The following is a 15,039-nucleotide window of genomic DNA, read 5'->3' as shown; positions in this document are numbered from 1 at the left end:
AAACGGATCATGCACGCTGACCTCCTCTTCACCGGCGGCCCCGTCCTCACCCCCGAGGGCCGCACCGCCACCGCCGTGGCCGTCACGGGCGACCGGATCACCGCCGTGGGCCACGACGAGGTGCACGACCTCGCCGGGCCCCGAACCGAAGTGGTCGACCTCGCCGGACGGCTGCTGCTGCCCGGCTTCCAGGACGCGCACGTCCACCCGGTGCCGGCGGGCCTCGAACTCACCCGGTGCGATCTGACCGGGACCCGTACGGCGGACGCGAGCGTCGCCGCCGTACGCGCGTACGCCGACGCGCACCCCGAGCGGGAGTGGATCACCGGCGGCGGCTGGTCGATGGAGGCCTTCGAGGGCGGTACGCCGACGAAGGAGCTGCTGGACGCGGTCGTACCCGACCGGCCGGTCTACCTGCCCAACCGCGACCACCACGGGGCCTGGGTGAACAGCCGCGCCCTCGCGCTCGCCGGGATCACACGCGACACGCCCGACCCGGCCGACGGGCGGATCGAGCGGAACGCCTCCGGTGAGCCCAGCGGGACGCTGCAGGAAGGCGCGATGCAACTCGTGGGACGGCTCACCCCGCCCACGACAGCCGCCGAGCGGAAGGCGGCCCTGCTGCACGCCCAGCGTCATCTGCACGCTCTCGGTATCACGGCCTGGCAGGACGCGCTGGTCGGGGAGTTCCTCGGCATGGACGATCCGTCCGAGGCGTACCTTGCCGCCGCCCGCGACGGCTCGCTCACCGCGCGCGTGGTCGGCGCCCTGTGGTGGGACCGTGAGCGCGGGGCCGAGCAGATCCCCGAACTCGTCGAGAGGCGGGAGGCGTCGACGCACGGGCGGTTTCGCGCCTCCACCGTCAAGCTGATGCTGGACGGGGTCGCCGAGACCGGCACCGCCGCCCTGCTGGAGCCGTATCTGGACCGCTGCGGCTGCGCCACCGCCAACCGGGGCACCAGCTTCATCGACCCCGCCCAACTGCCCAAGTACGTGACGGAGTTGGACGCGCTGGGCTTCCAGTGCCACTTCCATGCCCTCGGCGACCGGGCCGTACGGGACGCGCTGGACGCCGTCGAAGCCGCGCGCATCGGGAACGGGCCGAGCGACACGCGCCCCCACCTGGCACACCTTCAGGTCGTGCAGCCGGACGACATAGCGCGCTTCGCGCGGCTCGGCGCCACCGCCAACATCCAGCCGCTGTGGGCCGCGCACGAGCCTCAGATGGACGAGCTGACGATCCCGTTCCTGGGACCCGAACGGGCCGCGTGGCAGTACCCGTTCGGCGCGCTGCTCCGCTCCGGGGCCCGGCTCGCCGCGGGCAGCGACTGGCCCGTCAGCAGCCCCGATCCGCTGGAGGGGATCCATGTCGCGGTGAACCGCGTGGCACCGGGCGCCGACACCGCCGTGTTCCTGCCGGCCGAACGCCTCGCTCTCGCCGAGGCGTTGGCGGCGTACACCGCGGGCTCGGCGTATGTGAACCATCTCGACGACACGGGCCGGGTGAGCGTGGGCGCGCTCGCGGACCTCGTGGTGCTGGACCGGGATCCGTTCGACGGGCCGACGGAGGCGCTGGCGGAGACTCGTGTAGCTCTCACTTATGTCGGGGGCGCGCGAGTATACGCAGCTCAGTGAGTGCGAGCAGTAACACAGAGCACCGTCCGGTTACGGTACAGATCGTTTACGCTCGGGGCAGCCTCGTACCGCTTCCCGATTCAACTTCCGTACCGTGCAGCCGAGTTCGAGTGCGCGGGCGGTCGCGGCGACCGCCCGCTCGCAGGGGCGAGGGGCTCTGCGTTTAGACCTCCGAAAGGAAGCGCATGCCTCAGGACGTCCGGTTCGACCTGCCCTTCGAGACTCCCGTCAGCGAGCACCTCGAGTACGCCCGGGCACGTCACCTCCGCTGGATCTGGGACATGGGTCTGGTGCGCAGCCAGGCCGGGTTCGAGGAGTACAAGTCCTGGGACCTGCCGCAGGCCGCCGCGCGCACCTATCCGTACGCCTCGGCGAACGACATGGTCGTCCTGATGAACTGGTTCTCGCTCGCCTTCCTCTTCGACGACCAGTTCGACGCGAACCAGCCGGACCGCGCCGACCGAATAACCGAGGTCGCCCGCGAGCTCATCGTCACGCCGCTGCGGCCGGCGGGCTTCCGGCCCCGGGTCGTCTGCGCGATCACCCTGGCCTGGGCGGAGGTCTGGAAACACCTCTCGGATGGCATGTCCCTGACCTGGCGGACCCGGTTCGCCGCGTCCTGGGGGCGGTTCCTCGTGGCGCACTGCGAGGAGGTCGACCTGGCGGCCCGGGGCCTGGAGAGCACCCTGGAGGCGGCAACCGTCCCGCCTCCCAGGACAGCGGCATCAGCCACCAGCTGTACCAGGTGACAGGGGCTCGCCGCCGGCGGCGGAGTGGCGAGTTCCATCTGCATCCTTCGAAGCAACACGTCGAACGACGGGGGGTGTGCAGGGGCGCCGCACTCATGAGTACGCACCGCGAGACGACGGATCGTGACCGCGTCAACTCGCAGCGCCGATGGGGAGCTTATCGGGTCCGAATCCGAAAGGATCGACCTCACGGCCTCCCGGAAGCGAGGGTTCCGTCACTCTCCGACAGCAGGCACTTCCTGGACAGGCGTCCAGCTATAGTGGACAGGCGTCCAGAAGATAGAGGTGAGGCATGGAGACTGTCGCGAGCGTGCTGGTCGGACTGGTGGCCGCGTTGCACGCGTACATCCTGGTGATGGAGATGTTCCTGTGGCAGAAGAAGCCGGGCAGGTCGTTCCATGGCTTCGACCGTGAGATGGCGCGGGCGACCGCGCCGATGGCCGCCAACCAGGGGCTCTACAACGGGTTTCTCGCCGCGGGTCTGGTGTGGGGTCTGATCGCCGCGGATCCGACCGGGTTCAGGGCGCAGGTGTTCTTCCTGTCCTGCGTCGTGGTCGCGGGCGTGTTCGGCGCGGTCACCGCGAACATCCGCATCCTGGTCGCGCAGGCATTGCCCGGCGCGCTCGCCCTGGCCGCCGTCCTCGTCGCACAGTGACCCGCGGCGTGCCCGAGGATCCCCGGGCCGCCCGCACCAGGGCGCGGCTGCGCGAGGCTCTGCTCGCGGAGTGCGCCGAGCGGCCCTTGGCGGAGGTCGGGGTCGCCGCGCTGGTGCGCCGGGCCGGTGTCGGCCGGGCCACGTTCTACGTCCACTACGCCGACCTGGAGGCGCTGGCCGTGGACGCCTGCGCGGATGTCGTACGGGACGCCGTCGATGCGCTGCACGCCTGGCGGGGCCGGCCCGATCCGGTGCACGCGCCGGCCGCGCTGCTGGAGTTCTTCGCGGGCCTCGCACCGCACGCGGCCCTGTACCGCGCCCTGTTGAGCCCGGGCGGCGGCGGCCCGCTCGGCCGCGTCCTGCACCGGGATCTACGGGCCCGCAGTCTGGCCGAGCGCCGGCTCGCGGGCGCGGCGGACGCTCCGCTGGTCGCGTCCGCGGTCGCCGCGACCTTCGCCGGGGTCCTGGCCGACTGGCTGCACGGGCTCCTCGACGGGTCTTCCGAGCAAGTCGCCGACCAGGTCTGGCAGTTGCTGGTGGCCCTGCACGCCAGCCGGTGAAGGTCTTCCGTCCGTGACGGATCAGTGCGCCGCCTGGAACGTCCGCCGGTACGCCTGCGGCGAGACGCCGATCGCGGCGTGCAGGTGCTGGCGCAGGGAGGCTCCGGTCGCGAAGCCGACGCGACCGGCGATCTGGTCCACGGACAGGTCGCCGGCCTCCAGCAGATGCCGGGCCCCGGCGACGCGCTGCTGGATCAGCCAGCGGCCGGGGCTGAGGCCGACCTCGTCGTGGAAGCGGCGGGCGACCGTGTTGGCCGGTTCGCTGCCGTGATCCTTGCGCACGAGATGCAGGCAGACGTCGACGCCGGAAGGTGTCGGCGAGGTTCCAGTGCGCGGCCGCGGGGGGCGCCCAACCCAGCGGGCTGAACCACCACGAGCACTTTGAACCCTCCCCCAGTGAAGTAGGGGGATTCCTAGCTCAGGAAGTCCTGCAAGTCGGCGACCTGAAAGGTCTTACAGCAAAGCCAGGTTGTGCTCGTGTCGGCTTGGTTCTCGCAACGCACTGCAGAGCGAAAATCCGTGGTGAACACGATGCGAGCCATCAGCCGGGACGTCCTCGGCGGTCCTGAGGTCCTCAGGGCTTCGGCATGCCGGCGTACCCGTTCGGCCACGGCTCGCACGCCGAGTACGTCGCCGCCCCGGCGCGCTGGTTCGCCCACAAGCCGGCCTCGCTCGAACACCGGGAGACGGACTTCGCCGAGGCCATCAAGGACGTCGACGTCGTCCTGGACATGATCGGCAGCGACACCTCGACGCGCTCGCTGCGCGTGCTGCGCCCGGGCGGGATCGTCGTGTCGGAGGCCGAGCGGCTCGGTGTCCGGTCGCTGCGCATGGTCGTGGACGCCTCGCACAGCGGTCTGAAGGCGATCACGGAGCTGGTGGAGGCGGGGAAGCTGCGCCCCGCGATCGCCGGTACCTTCCCGCCGGCCGGTGCCGCCGAGGCACACAGGCTCGGCGGCACCGGCCGGACCACGGGGAAGCTGGTCCTGCTGGTCGACTGACGCCGCTCAGAACGTGAGCACGGGCTTGATCGTCTTGCCCGCCCTCATGTCGCGCACCGCCTGGTCGATGTCGGCGAACGGGTATGTGCTGATCAGGCGGTGCAGCGGGAGGCGGCCCTCCTTCACCATGCGGACCAGGGCGGGGATGAGGGTCTGTGTCTCGCTGTCGCCGAGGGTGAGGCCGACGATCTGCTTGCCCCCGAGCAGCCCGTTGACGTCCAGGGACACCTCCGTGCCGAACGGCGGGGCGCCGACGAGGACCAGGGTGCCGCGGGCGGCGAGCGCGTCGACGCCCTGGCGCAGCACGGCGACGCTGCCGGTGGTCTCGACGATGCCGTCGGCGCCCTGACCGCCCGTCAGCGACGCGATCGCCTCGCCGAGGTCGGCCTCACCGGCGTCGACGGTGTGGGTGGCGCCCAACTCCTTGGCCAGGGACAGTCGTTCGCCGACCTTGTCGACCGCGATGATCGTGGTGGCCGGGGTGAGGGCGGCGGCCATCACCGCGGACAGGCCGACGGCTCCCGCGCCGAGGACTACGACCGTGCTGCCGGTGACCGGCTTCAGGACGTTCCAGACGGCACCGACGCCGGTCTGCACACCGCAGCCCAGGGGTGCGATGGAGTCCAGCGGTACGTCCGCGTCGACCTTGACGAGGCTGCGCTCGTCGGCCAAGGCCCGCTCGGCGAACGAGGACTGGCCGAAGAAGTGGCCGCCGAGCGGTTCGCCGCCCCGGCTGACGGTGCTGCTGCCGTCCGCCCGCCGGCCCCCGATGAGGTTCAGCGGCAGCCAGGTCGCGCAGTACGCGGGGTGCCCGCCCCGGCAGTTGCGGCAACCACCGCACGAGGTGAAGGACAGCAGGACGTGGTCGCCGGGGGCGACGCCGGTGACGGCGGCACCGACGGCCTCGACGACGCCGGCCCCCTCGTGTCCCAGAACTCCCGGGAGCGGGAAGGGCAGTCCGCCGCTCGCGACGCCGAGGTCGGTGTGGCACAGGCCGGTCGCCACCATGCGGACGAGCGCCTCGTGCGGGCCGGGCTCGTCGAGGACGACGTCGGAGAGGGTGAACGGTGCGCCGCCGGACTCGACGACCGCGGCGCGCGTGGTGATGGACATCGTACGAACTCCTTGAGGGCGGCGCTCAGTCGAGCGAGACGACGACGGACTTGACCTTGGTGTAGGCGGCGAGCGCCTCGGGGCCGTACTCGCGGCCGAACCCGGAGTCCTTGACACCGCCGAAGGGGACCGCGGGGTCGAGCATCGCCCAGTCGTTGACCCAGACGATGCCGGCCTGGAGCCGGTCGGCGACGCGGTGCGCGCGGGCGAGGTTGCCGGTCTGGATGCCCGAAGCCAGGCCGTACGGCGTGGAGTTGGCGAGCTCGACGGCTTCGTCCTCGGTGTCGAAGGGCTGCACGGTGAGGACGGGGCCGAAGACCTCCTCCTGGACGACGCGGGAGTCGTTCGGCAGGTCGGCGATCACCGTGGGCTTGTAGTAGAAGCCGCCGTCCAGGTCGAGCCGCTCGCCGCCGCAGACGATGCGGCCGCCCTCCTTGCGGGCCAGGTCGACGTACTCCTCGACCTTCGCCAGATGTTTCGGCCCCGCCATCGGTCCGACGACGGTCTCGGGATCGCGGGGGTCGCCCACCGGGACGCCGGGGACGGCCTCGGCGAGGATGCCCAGGAGGGTGCTGTGGACGGAGCGGGCCACCAGCAGGCGCGGGCCGCCCATGCAGAACTGGCCGGTGTTGAAGACGAAGGCCTTGATGACCGCGCCGACCGCCTTCTCCAGGTCGGCGTCCTCGAAGACGATGTGGGCCGCGTTGCCGCCGAGTTCCATGGTGACCGGCTTGAGGGCCTCGCCCGCCGCGCTCGCCACGTGCCGGCCGACGGTCGTGGAGCCCGTGAAGGCGACCTTGTCCACGCCGGGGTGACGCAGCAGTGCCTCACCGGCCACCGGGCCCGTGCCGGTCACGACGTTGACCACCCCGTCCGGAACGCCCGCCTCCTGGAGCAGCTTGGCCATGTACAGGGCACTGAGCGGGGTCTCGTCGGCCGGCTTGTGGACCACCGTGTTGCCCGCCGCGAGGGCGGGGCCGAGCTTCGAACCGGCCAGGATCAGCGGGAAGTTGAAGGGCGTGATGGCCGCGACCACGCCGACCGGCTCGCGCCGCGTGTAGGCAAGGGCGTTCATGGGAGTGTCGCGGTTGGCGCCGTGCAGGGAGTGGGCGAGGGCCGCGTAGTGCTCGTAGTCGTTGGCCGCGTTGGTGATGTCGACGGCGTGGCACAGGGTGATCGGCTTGCCGACGTCGAGGCTCTCCAGCCGGGCGAGTTCGTCGGCGTTCTCACGGATCAGCTCGGCGACGCGGTGCAGGATCCGGCCCCGCTCACGGCCGCTGAGACCGGACCAGGAGCCGTCGTCGAAGGCCTCCCGGGCGGCGCGCACGGCGGCGTCCACATCGGTGGCGCCCGCCTCCGCGACGGTCGTGACGACCGTGCCCCGGGACGGGTCGACCACCTCGGTGCGCGCTCCGTCGGCGGCCTCTCGCCACTGTCCCCCGATGAACAGCCGTCCGGGTTCGATCTCGAAGGTGGTCATCACCACTCCTCAGCCTCATTGCCAAGATTTCAACCAACAGGATTCCTGTTGGTACATCGTCTGGTTCGCAGTCTCTTTACAGACAGGTTTCCTGTCAATGCTCTAGGCTCGATCTCATGGTCGGCACCCAGGCAACCAAGGCACCCCCGTCACTGCTGTACATGGTCAAGCAGGTGGAGCTCGTCGTGCGCTCACACCTGGACGAGCTGGTCAGGCCGTCCGGGATCACCGCTCTCCAGTACACCGCGCTCACCGTCCTGGAGCGACACGACGGACTGTCGGCCGCGCAGCTGGCCCGCGATTCGTTCGTCACCGCCCAGTCCATCGCCGACCTGGTCCGCTCCCTGGAGGGCCGCGGCCTGGTCCGCCGGGAGCGCAACCCACGCAACCGGCGCGAGCTGCTGATCCTGCTGACCGACGCCGCCCGGGAGCTGCTCGAGCGCCATGCCGGGCCGGTGCGGGAGCTGGAGGAGCGGATGGTGCGCGATCTCACGGCACACCAGACCGAACAGTTCCGGCAGGCGCTCTCCCGGGCCTGGCACGCACTGTCATAACGCTTGTGTGCGACACGAAGACATATGTCAATCGAACTTGCGCAGATTCGCTCGATCGGGGGTAACTTGCTGGGCGGGAAAAGGAATTGCCGCCCAGGGAACCGGTTGGAGGCGACGTCGTCGTGCCGCAGGAACCCGCACCTCTCCCCCGGTATCTGCGCATCCGGCAGGACCGCGGCTTCACAGTGCTCGAGTTTCGCGGCGAGATCGACATCGCGGCGTCCGTGGAGATCATCCCGCTCCTCGACCGGGCGACCACCGGATCCGGCCCACGGGTCGTGCTCGACCTCAGCGGGGTCGAGTTCTTCGACTGCTCCGGGCTGCGTCTCCTCTACCGGGCCAGGAGCAGGGTGCTCGACCGCGACGGACAGCTCCATCTCGTGTGCACGCATCCGCTGACGCTGCGCATCCTCCGGGTGACCGGACTGGCGCGGCTGCTGCCTCCGGCGCCGACGCTCGACGCGGCCCTGGGCCAGCCCGAGGCCACGTCCGGTCAGGTCTGACGGCGGCTACTCGATGATCTTGGTGCCCTGTTCAGGTCCCTATTCGCTCCGCGGCGCGTCGAACAGGGCGCTGACGGACTCACCGTTGTGAATGCGGCGCACGGCCTCGGCGAGGGCGGGGGCGATGGACAGGATGCGCAGCTTGTCCGTGTGCTCCTCCGCCGGTACCGGCACGGTGTTGGTGCACACGATCTCGTCCACGTCGGGCTGCTCGCTGAGCCGCTTGAGCGCACCGGCCGCGAACAGGCCGTGCGTACAGGCGACCTTGATCGACCGCGGCCCCAGCTCCCGCAGCCGGTCCAGGAGTTCGAGCACGGTGCTGCCCTTGGCGATCTCGTCGTCCAGCACGATGACATCGCGCCCGGCGACATCGCCGATGACGGAGCTGATGCTGACCCGGTCGTCCGCGTACCGCTGCTTGGCGCCGGCCGCGACCCGGGCGCCGATCAGCCGGGCGAAGGCAGCCGCCTCCTTGGCGTTGCCGAGGTCCGGTGAGACGACGGTGGTGCGGGTCAGGTCGTACTGCCGGAAGTGGGCGGCCAGTTCGCGCAGTGCGTGGAGGTGGTCTACGGGCACCGAGAAGAAGCCGTGGACCTGCGGCGAGTGCAGCGTCATGGCGAGGACCCGGCTGGCGCCGGCGGCGACCATCAGGTCCGCGACGAGCCGGCCGCCCATGGAGATGCGGGGCGCGTCCTTCTTGTCGGAGCGGGCGTAGGCGTAGTGCGGCATGACGACGGTGATACGGCGGGCGGACGCGCCGCGGGCCGCGTCGCACATCATCAGCAGCTCGACCAGGTGCTCCTGGACGGGGGCGACCAGCGGCTGGACGAGAAAGACGTCCCGCTCGCGGCAGTTGGCCTGGAGCTGCACCTCCAGACAGTCGTTGGCGAACCGGCTGACCCGGATCGGGTTGAGCGGCACGCCGAGATGCCGGCAGACCTCCGCCGCCAGTTCGGGGTGGGCGCTACCGCTGAACACGGCTATGTCTCGCACGTCCGCTCCTCGCATGATCATTCCGGGCTGCCGCCCTCATGCTACTGACCGCGGAAATTCGGTTGCGGACCGCATCGGACGGCAGGCCGTCATGACGGCGTCCGCATTCCCCACACGCAGACCCGCGTACTGATGAGGACGCTGCGGCTGCCCACAGTGATCTTCGTCAACAAGATCGACCGCGCCGGCGCCCGGACGACAAGGTTTCCCGAGTCCCTCGCCGAGGTCGACCCGGACATCCTGGCGGCCGTCGTCGACGGTCCCGAACCGACCCCGGACACCCTGCGCACCGCCCTCGCCGCCCGCACCGCCGACGGCTCCCTCCACCCGGTCCTCTTCCAGCGTGCTCCGGCTGATCCCACCGGCCCCGGCGACCGAGGGCATCGAGCCGTGCGGCACGGTCTTCGCCGTACGACCGGGTCCCGGCGGGGAGCGGACGGCGTATCTGCGGCTCTACGACGGTGAGGTGACCCGGCGCCGGCGGCTGACCTATCTGCGGCGGGAGGCGGACGGCCGGACCACCGAGGTCTCCGCCCGGGTGACGCGCCTCGACGTGGTCGGCGGGGGCGACACGCTCACCGCAGGGAACATCGCGGCGCTCACCGTCCCGGCGGGTCTGCGCCTGGGCGACCGGCTCGGTGAACTCACCGACCGTGCCCCGCAGTTCGCACCGCCGAATTCCGCCCTGCTCGCCCTCGCCGACCAGGACCCATTGATCCACGCCCGGCCCGCGGACTCCGGCGCGACCGCGCTGCTCCTCTACGGCGAGGGGAAGGGGCGAGGCCTGCGCGAAGATGCCGTGGCACGATCACACGCGCTACTGGGCGACGATCGGACCGCGCATCGAGCAGGGACCTCTCCGCTCCGGTGGGGTGTTCACGTACGAGACGGAACTCGGCGCACTCCCCCGCGCCTTCCACCAGGCCATCGAGGACACGCTGCACGCCGGGCTGGCCGGCGCGGCCGTGACGGACTACCGGGTCGCCCTGATCCGGTCCGGCTGCTCCGCGCGGGGTGCGCGAGGTGGAGCTGCGGCTGCCGGGGCTCACGCGCGGCGAGGGCGTGTGGTGGTCACGGCCGTCCGGCGACCGGGAACTGCGAGCTCGCCCCTAGGTACCGCGCGCGCCGGTGCGCGCCTCCGTCAACTGTCCTGGTTGCCCAACAACCCGGTCTGACACGGATTTTGAGGGGCATCCGGTCAGGGAGGAAGGGAGGACCGTCGCCATGACGACTTCCATCAAGCGCTTACCCAGGCGCATGCCCGGCTGGGCGAAACTGGTGACCGCCGTCGTACTGGTGCTCGCCGTGATGTTCGCCGGGATCCGGCTGAGTCTGCTCCCGGGCCTGAAGGACTTCTTCGGTACGGAGACCCACGACCGCTCGGGTCCCGCACTGCTGGAGTCCATTCAGGACATCAGCCGTTACGACGCCGCCTCCGGCAACTTCCAGGTCGTCGTGGACCTGGAGAAGGACGCCAAGTACCTTCCCGACGCGATCCGCGGCACCCGCACGCTGTACGTCGGCGCGGGCACCGTGGACGCCTACGTCGACCTCGGACAGGTCGGCAAGCAGGACGTGACGGTCAACGAGGACCGTACGTCCGCCACGCTCCGGCTGCCGCACGCGGCACTGGGCGAACCGGCCCTCGACCCCGAGCGCTCCTACGCCGTGTCCAAGCAGCGCGGTCTGCTCGACCGTCTCGGCGACCTCTTCTCCGACAACCCCAACAGCGAACAGGCCGTGCAGAAGCTCGCGTCGCGGCACATCGGCGACGCCGCCAAGGGCAGCGGGCTGACCAAGCGCGCCGAGTCCAACACCACCGACATGCTCGAAGGCCTGCTGCACTCCCTCGGCTTCAAGGAGGTGGACGTCTCGTACGGGCCGGGGCCGAAGAACGGCGCCTGATCAGGCGAGGATCCCCGGCAGGGCGAGTGCGGCGAGCAGTACGGCGCCCACCAGCATCCATGCCACGTAGTCGCCGACGTGCCCGGACTGCAGACGCCGCAGCGGCAGCGCCCACTCCGGTGCGGCGAGCAGCCCGGGGCGGGTGACGGCGACGGCCGCGAGGCCCGCCGCCACAACCGTCGAGAGGAGACCGAGCAGGACACCGACCGGGGTCCAGTGCACGGAGACATGCGCACCGCCGGACCCGGCCTCGTTCACGGCGTGCGCCACGACGTCGCCGAATCCGGGGGCCACGCCGACGGTCAGCGCTCCGGCGAGCAGCATCGCGGGCACGGCCGTCATCGTGTCGGGGACCCGGCGCAGCCGCTGCCCGGTCTCCGGTTCCTCGCCGGAGCCGGTCGTCTCGTACTCGGCGCCGTCCTCGGGCCTGGGTCCCAGCCCGAGGAACACACGCGCGCCGACCCGCAGCACCGCTCCGGCGGTCAGGGCGGTCGCCCCGACATAGAGCACGGTCAGCGGGCCGCCCACGGCCTCCTCCGTAACAGCCTTGCCGAGCGCCGTACCGAACGGCGGCAGCCCGGCTAGGGCCACGGCCCCGGTCGCGAACAGCACGGCGACGCCCCGCAGTTGCCGGGCCCGTCCGTGCAGGGCGTGTTCGTCGACGCTGCCGTAGCGGTCGAGCAGGATGCCCGCGCAGGCGAACAGCGCCGCCTTCACACCGGCGTGGCCGAGCATGTACAGCGCGACCCCGTCGTCCGCCTTGGGCGTCAGGACTCCGATGCCGATGAGGAAAAGCCCCATGTGGGCGACGGTCGAGTAGGCGAGCAGCCGCTTGATGTGCCGCTGGTACCAGCACATGACGGCGCCGATCACGGCCGTCACCGCCCCGAGCGTCACCAGGACCTGCCGCAGGTCGGCCGCGGGAACCCCGCCGGGCCCGGCGAAGACCGTGCCGTACACCCGCCAGACGCCGTACGCGCCGAGCTCCACCATGACGCCCGACAGCAGCATGCACACCGGGGTGGGCGCGACGGCGTGTGCGTCCGGGAGCCAGAAGTGGAAGGGCACGGCGGCTGCCTTCACGAGCAGACCGGTCAGCACGAGGACGAACGCGGCGAGCACCAGCGCGTCGGGACCGCCGTGCGCGTCGATCCCCCGCCCGATCTGCGTCATGGCCAGCTCGCCGGTACGGCCGTACAGCAGCGCGATGCCCATCAGCATCGCGTACGCGCCGAGCGAGGTGACGACCGCGAAGGTCAGCGCGCCCTGCACGGCCTTCGCCTCCTCGACCCGGTGCCCGGTCAGCGCGTACGCGACCACGCTCATCAGCTCGAAGAAGACGAACGCGTTGAACAGGTCGCCCGCGACGGCGAAGCCGCACATGCCCGCCTGGAACAGCAGCATCAGGCCGGGAAACGACCCGGCGTGGCGGCGCGGCGGTTCGTCGAAGTAGTGCCAGGAGTACGCCAGGGCCGCGAGCGTCAGCAGCGAGGCGAGCGCGGCCATCCCGAGCCCGGGCCCGTCCCCGGTCAGCACGATTCCGACGCTCACCCCGTCCTTCGGCCGCCGGCCGCCGACCCACTCGACGTGCGGGGGCGAGGAGTTGAGGAGCAGCACGATCGCGAGGCCCGCCGTGCCGGCCGACACGGCGCAGCCCACGGACTCGGCGGCGACCCGGGGCAGTCGGCGCCCGCCCGCGACCAGCAGGGCGGCGCCGAGGACGGGTACGGCGACGAGCAGCGGCAGCAGGTCGTTCATCAGCCGCGCAGCTCGGAGAGTTCGTCGGGGTCGACCGTGCCGTGCCGTTTGGAGATCTGCACGACGAGCGCGAGCAGCAGCGCGGTGACGGTCGCGCCGACCACGACGTCGGTCAGGGCCAGCGCCTGGACGACGGGGTCGACGACCGGCCGTGAACCGGGCTGTACGTCGGAGAAGACAGGCGCGGTGCCGTCGTCGCGGTAGCCGACGGCCAGCAGAAGGACGTACGTGGCGGACTGACACACGGTCAGACAGCCGACGGCGTGGATCAGATTGCGGCTGGTGGCCAGGCCGTAGCAGCCGGCCAGGAAGACCCACATGGCGACCAGGTAGGGCAGTACGTCCATCACTTCCCGCTCTCCTCCTCGATCTCGACGGCCTGGTCCAGGAAGCGGGCGAGCAGGACGACGACCGCGCAGGCCACCTCCATGCCGATGGCCGCGTTCAGCAACCAGACGGTGCCGCCGGAGGACAGCGTGCTGAACGTGCCGTACGGCAGCGTGTTCGCCAGGAAGGCCGTGCCGCCGATCAGGCCCGCGAGGCCGGTGACGACGTAGGCGGAGGCGGCGAGCGCGTCGCCGACCTCGAACAGGCCGACCGGCCGGACGCGTTCCAGGGCGCGGTAGTCGGCGCCCAGGTACAGCAGGTGCAGGGCGGTCGCGGCGACGACGCCGCCCTGGAAGCCGCCGCCGGGGGTGAGCTGCCCGTGGGCGATGACGTACAGGCCGGTGAGCAGGGCGACGGGCAGCACCACGAGGGCGTAGCGGCGTACGGGGAGGGCGACTTCGGCGGGTTCGGGGCGGGCCCGGTGCTCGTCACGGGTCTGGCGCAACAGCACCACGCAGCCCAGGACGGCCGCGAACAGGATGCTCATCTCGCCGAGGGTGTCGAAGGCGCGCTGGTCGAAGTTGACCGACGACACGGTGTTGGCGGCGTCCCGGGCGAGGGCCTCGCGCACGGCACGGTCGCCGTAAGGATGCCGGTCGCCGCCGAAGCCGGGCAGGTCCAGACAGGCGGCGACCAGCAGGACGGCGAGGCCGGCGCCGGCCGCGAGGACGAGCCACAGTCGGGTGCGGGGGCTCATCGGTCGCGTCCCTTGGGCCGTTTGACCTTGCGGACGGTGAGCAGCAGCAACAGCGGCGTGAGCGCGGATCCGACGGCGAGCTGCGACAGGGCCACGTCGGGTGCCTGGAGCACGATGAACAGAACGGCGAGGACGACACCGAGGACGGCCAGCACGAGGGCCTGGCGCACCGGGTCGCGGACGGCGACCGCGAGGGTCGCGGTCGCGGCGACCAGCAGCAGGGCGATGACGATGACTGCGTCAGCCACGGAGGACTCCACGGAATCCGCCGGACAGCGCGCCGGACGCGACGACGTTCCCGCCGATCAGCAGCGCGCCGGTCACCAGCAGCTTGACCATGGCGCGACTCGGTCCTACGGCCACGCACAGCACCAGCACGACCACCGCGCCGACGCCGGCGGCCAACCACGTCACGCCCCAGGCGCTCGGCGGATCAGCGGTCAGCTCGTCGGCGAGCAGCCGGGCGAAGACCAGCGTGCCGACGGGCCCGAGCAGGGCGAGGACCAGGGCGACATCGACGTAGGACGGGCGGTCGTAGGCCTGGGAGAGCAGGAGCAGGGCCGGGCAGGCGAACGCGGTGGCCAGGTTCTGCGCCACGACTGCGCGCCGCGGCGGTCCGGTGGCGACGCCCCAGAGGGTGGCTCCGACGCCGCCCGCGAGGACGACGGCCGCCGCCGGCATCCAGCCGTTCACCGTCCGGCCACCGCCCTGCGCGCGGCCCGTGCGGCGAGGGCGGCCACAGCCGCGGCGCCCGCGCCGACCGCCAGTTCCAGGGCGTCCACGGTGCTGACGAGGACCAGCCACAGCACGGAGAGCGCCGCCCACCACGCCAGGATCTCGGCGGTGGCGAGAAGTGTCGTACGCCGGTTCACGCGCCACACCTCCCGAGCCTCGACCGCCGACCGACGCGGCGATACATCCGGTTACGCCGCTTTCGCGCCATCCAAACACCGTGTTCGCCGTGTGGCGTGACGGCGCGCGGGTCTCCGCCCGGAGTGCCCCTACGGCACGCGGGGAAACCGGGGGCCGGGATCGCGCGGCGGCATCTT

16 protein-coding genes and 3 pseudogenes are annotated in these 15,039 nt (G+C 71.5%); 9 read left to right on the top strand and 10 right to left on the bottom strand.

The genetic code is table 11. The features are described from left to right. Positions 1–9: 9 nt before the first annotated feature. From QQY66_RS45830 to QQY66_RS45815, 4 genes are all read left to right on the top strand, one after another. Positions 10–1,635, top strand: coding sequence for an amidohydrolase (locus tag QQY66_RS45830; RefSeq protein ID WP_301986401.1), 1,626 nt, complete (start codon positions 10–12; stop codon positions 1,633–1,635). 185 nt (positions 1,636–1,820) lie between these two features. Further along, positions 1,821–2,384 (top strand): hypothetical protein, encoded by a 564-nt coding sequence (locus QQY66_RS45825; protein ID WP_301986400.1) that lies wholly within the window; start codon positions 1,821–1,823, stop codon positions 2,382–2,384. 292 nt (positions 2,385–2,676) lie between these two features. Then, on the top strand, positions 2,677–3,039 hold the full coding sequence (locus QQY66_RS45820) for a DUF1304 domain-containing protein (RefSeq protein ID WP_301986399.1): 363 nt from the start codon (positions 2,677–2,679) through the stop codon (positions 3,037–3,039). Beyond that, a complete protein-coding gene (locus QQY66_RS45815; protein ID WP_301986398.1) occupies positions 3,036–3,599 on the top strand; it encodes a TetR/AcrR family transcriptional regulator in 564 nt (187 codons plus the stop codon). Before QQY66_RS45820 ends, QQY66_RS45815 begins: the two co-directional genes overlap by 4 nt. A 21-nt stretch (positions 3,600–3,620) precedes the next feature. Here QQY66_RS45815 and QQY66_RS45810 read toward each other — a convergent pair. Continuing rightward, a pseudogene (locus QQY66_RS45810) lies at positions 3,621–3,908 on the bottom strand (helix-turn-helix domain-containing protein); the annotation flags it as partial. Between the two features lie 260 nt (positions 3,909–4,168). Between QQY66_RS45810 and QQY66_RS45805 the strand changes: the two are divergent. Beyond that, positions 4,169–4,600, top strand: a pseudogene (locus QQY66_RS45805) (zinc-binding dehydrogenase); the annotation flags it as partial. Positions 4,601–4,606: 6 nt separating this feature from the next. Here the strand turns inward: QQY66_RS45805 and QQY66_RS45800 are convergent. Both QQY66_RS45800 and QQY66_RS45795 read right to left on the bottom strand, forming a co-directional pair. Then, entirely contained in the window at positions 4,607–5,713 is a 1,107-nt protein-coding gene (locus tag QQY66_RS45800) for an NAD(P)-dependent alcohol dehydrogenase (RefSeq protein WP_301986397.1), read from the bottom strand. Positions 5,714–5,738: 25 nt separating this feature from the next. Beyond that, positions 5,739–7,193 carry an aldehyde dehydrogenase gene (locus QQY66_RS45795; RefSeq protein WP_301986396.1) on the bottom strand — a complete coding sequence of 485 codons (1,455 nt, stop codon included), beginning with the start codon at positions 7,191–7,193 and terminating at the stop codon, positions 5,739–5,741. A gap of 116 nt (positions 7,194–7,309) precedes the next feature. Between QQY66_RS45795 and QQY66_RS45790 the strand changes: the two genes are divergently transcribed. Both QQY66_RS45790 and QQY66_RS45785 read left to right on the top strand, forming a co-directional pair. Further along, a complete protein-coding gene (locus QQY66_RS45790; protein WP_301986395.1) occupies positions 7,310–7,747 on the top strand; it encodes a MarR family winged helix-turn-helix transcriptional regulator in 438 nt (145 codons plus the stop codon). 122 nt (positions 7,748–7,869) lie between these two features. After that, on the top strand, positions 7,870–8,250 hold the full coding sequence (locus QQY66_RS45785) for an anti-sigma factor antagonist (RefSeq protein WP_301986394.1): 381 nt from the start codon (positions 7,870–7,872) through the stop codon (positions 8,248–8,250). Positions 8,251–8,289: 39 nt separating this feature from the next. On the opposite strand, the gene QQY66_RS45780 is transcribed toward QQY66_RS45785, so the two are convergent. Next, the gene (locus tag QQY66_RS45780; protein WP_301986393.1) at positions 8,290–9,243 is read right to left on the bottom strand and encodes a ribose-phosphate pyrophosphokinase; all 954 of its coding nucleotides are present in this window, start codon (positions 9,241–9,243) and stop codon (positions 8,290–8,292) included. Between the two features lie 93 nt (positions 9,244–9,336). On the opposite strand from QQY66_RS45780, the pseudogene QQY66_RS45775 reads away from it, so the two are divergent. Further along, positions 9,337–10,356: pseudogene (locus tag QQY66_RS45775) on the top strand (hypothetical protein); the annotation flags it as partial. A gap of 111 nt (positions 10,357–10,467) precedes the next feature. Continuing rightward, complete coding sequence (locus QQY66_RS45770) at positions 10,468–11,148, top strand: DUF4230 domain-containing protein (RefSeq protein WP_301986392.1); 681 nt, start codon at positions 10,468–10,470, stop codon at positions 11,146–11,148. Here QQY66_RS45770 and QQY66_RS45765 read toward each other — a convergent pair whose 3' ends face one another. The 6 genes from QQY66_RS45765 to QQY66_RS45740 are packed head-to-tail and all read right to left on the bottom strand — an operon-like array spanning position 11,149 to position 14,862. After that, entirely contained in the window at positions 11,149–12,906 is a 1,758-nt protein-coding gene (locus QQY66_RS45765; RefSeq protein WP_301986391.1) for a complex I subunit 5 family protein, read from the bottom strand. Then, positions 12,906–13,253, bottom strand: coding sequence for a sodium:proton antiporter (locus QQY66_RS45760; protein ID WP_301986390.1), 348 nt, complete (start codon positions 13,251–13,253; stop codon positions 12,906–12,908). Before QQY66_RS45760 ends, QQY66_RS45765 begins: the two co-directional genes overlap by 1 nt. Then, positions 13,253–13,990 carry an MnhB domain-containing protein gene (locus tag QQY66_RS45755; RefSeq protein ID WP_301986389.1) on the bottom strand — a complete coding sequence of 246 codons (738 nt, stop codon included), beginning with the start codon at positions 13,988–13,990 and terminating at the stop codon, positions 13,253–13,255. The genes QQY66_RS45760 and QQY66_RS45755 overlap by 1 nt, the downstream gene beginning before the upstream one ends. Then, the gene (locus tag QQY66_RS45750) at positions 13,987–14,238 is read right to left on the bottom strand and encodes a hydrogenase subunit MbhD domain-containing protein (RefSeq protein WP_301986388.1); all 252 of its coding nucleotides are present in this window, start codon (positions 14,236–14,238) and stop codon (positions 13,987–13,989) included. The genes QQY66_RS45755 and QQY66_RS45750 overlap by 4 nt, the downstream gene beginning before the upstream one ends. Next, positions 14,231–14,683 carry an MrpF/PhaF family protein gene (locus QQY66_RS45745; protein ID WP_301986387.1) on the bottom strand — a complete coding sequence of 151 codons (453 nt, stop codon included), beginning with the start codon at positions 14,681–14,683 and terminating at the stop codon, positions 14,231–14,233. The genes QQY66_RS45750 and QQY66_RS45745 overlap by 8 nt, the downstream gene beginning before the upstream one ends. After that, positions 14,680–14,862, bottom strand: coding sequence for a hypothetical protein (locus QQY66_RS45740; RefSeq protein WP_301986386.1), 183 nt, complete (start codon positions 14,860–14,862; stop codon positions 14,680–14,682). The genes QQY66_RS45745 and QQY66_RS45740 overlap by 4 nt, the downstream gene beginning before the upstream one ends. Positions 14,863–15,039 lie beyond the last annotated feature (177 nt).

The sequence above is a fragment of the Streptomyces sp. DG2A-72 genome (assembly GCF_030499575.1).
In the GTDB taxonomy this organism is placed as follows: domain Bacteria; phylum Actinomycetota; class Actinomycetes; order Streptomycetales; family Streptomycetaceae; genus Streptomyces.
The sequence above is the reverse complement of the archived record's forward strand: the minus strand, read 5'-3'. Positions and strand labels throughout refer to the sequence as shown.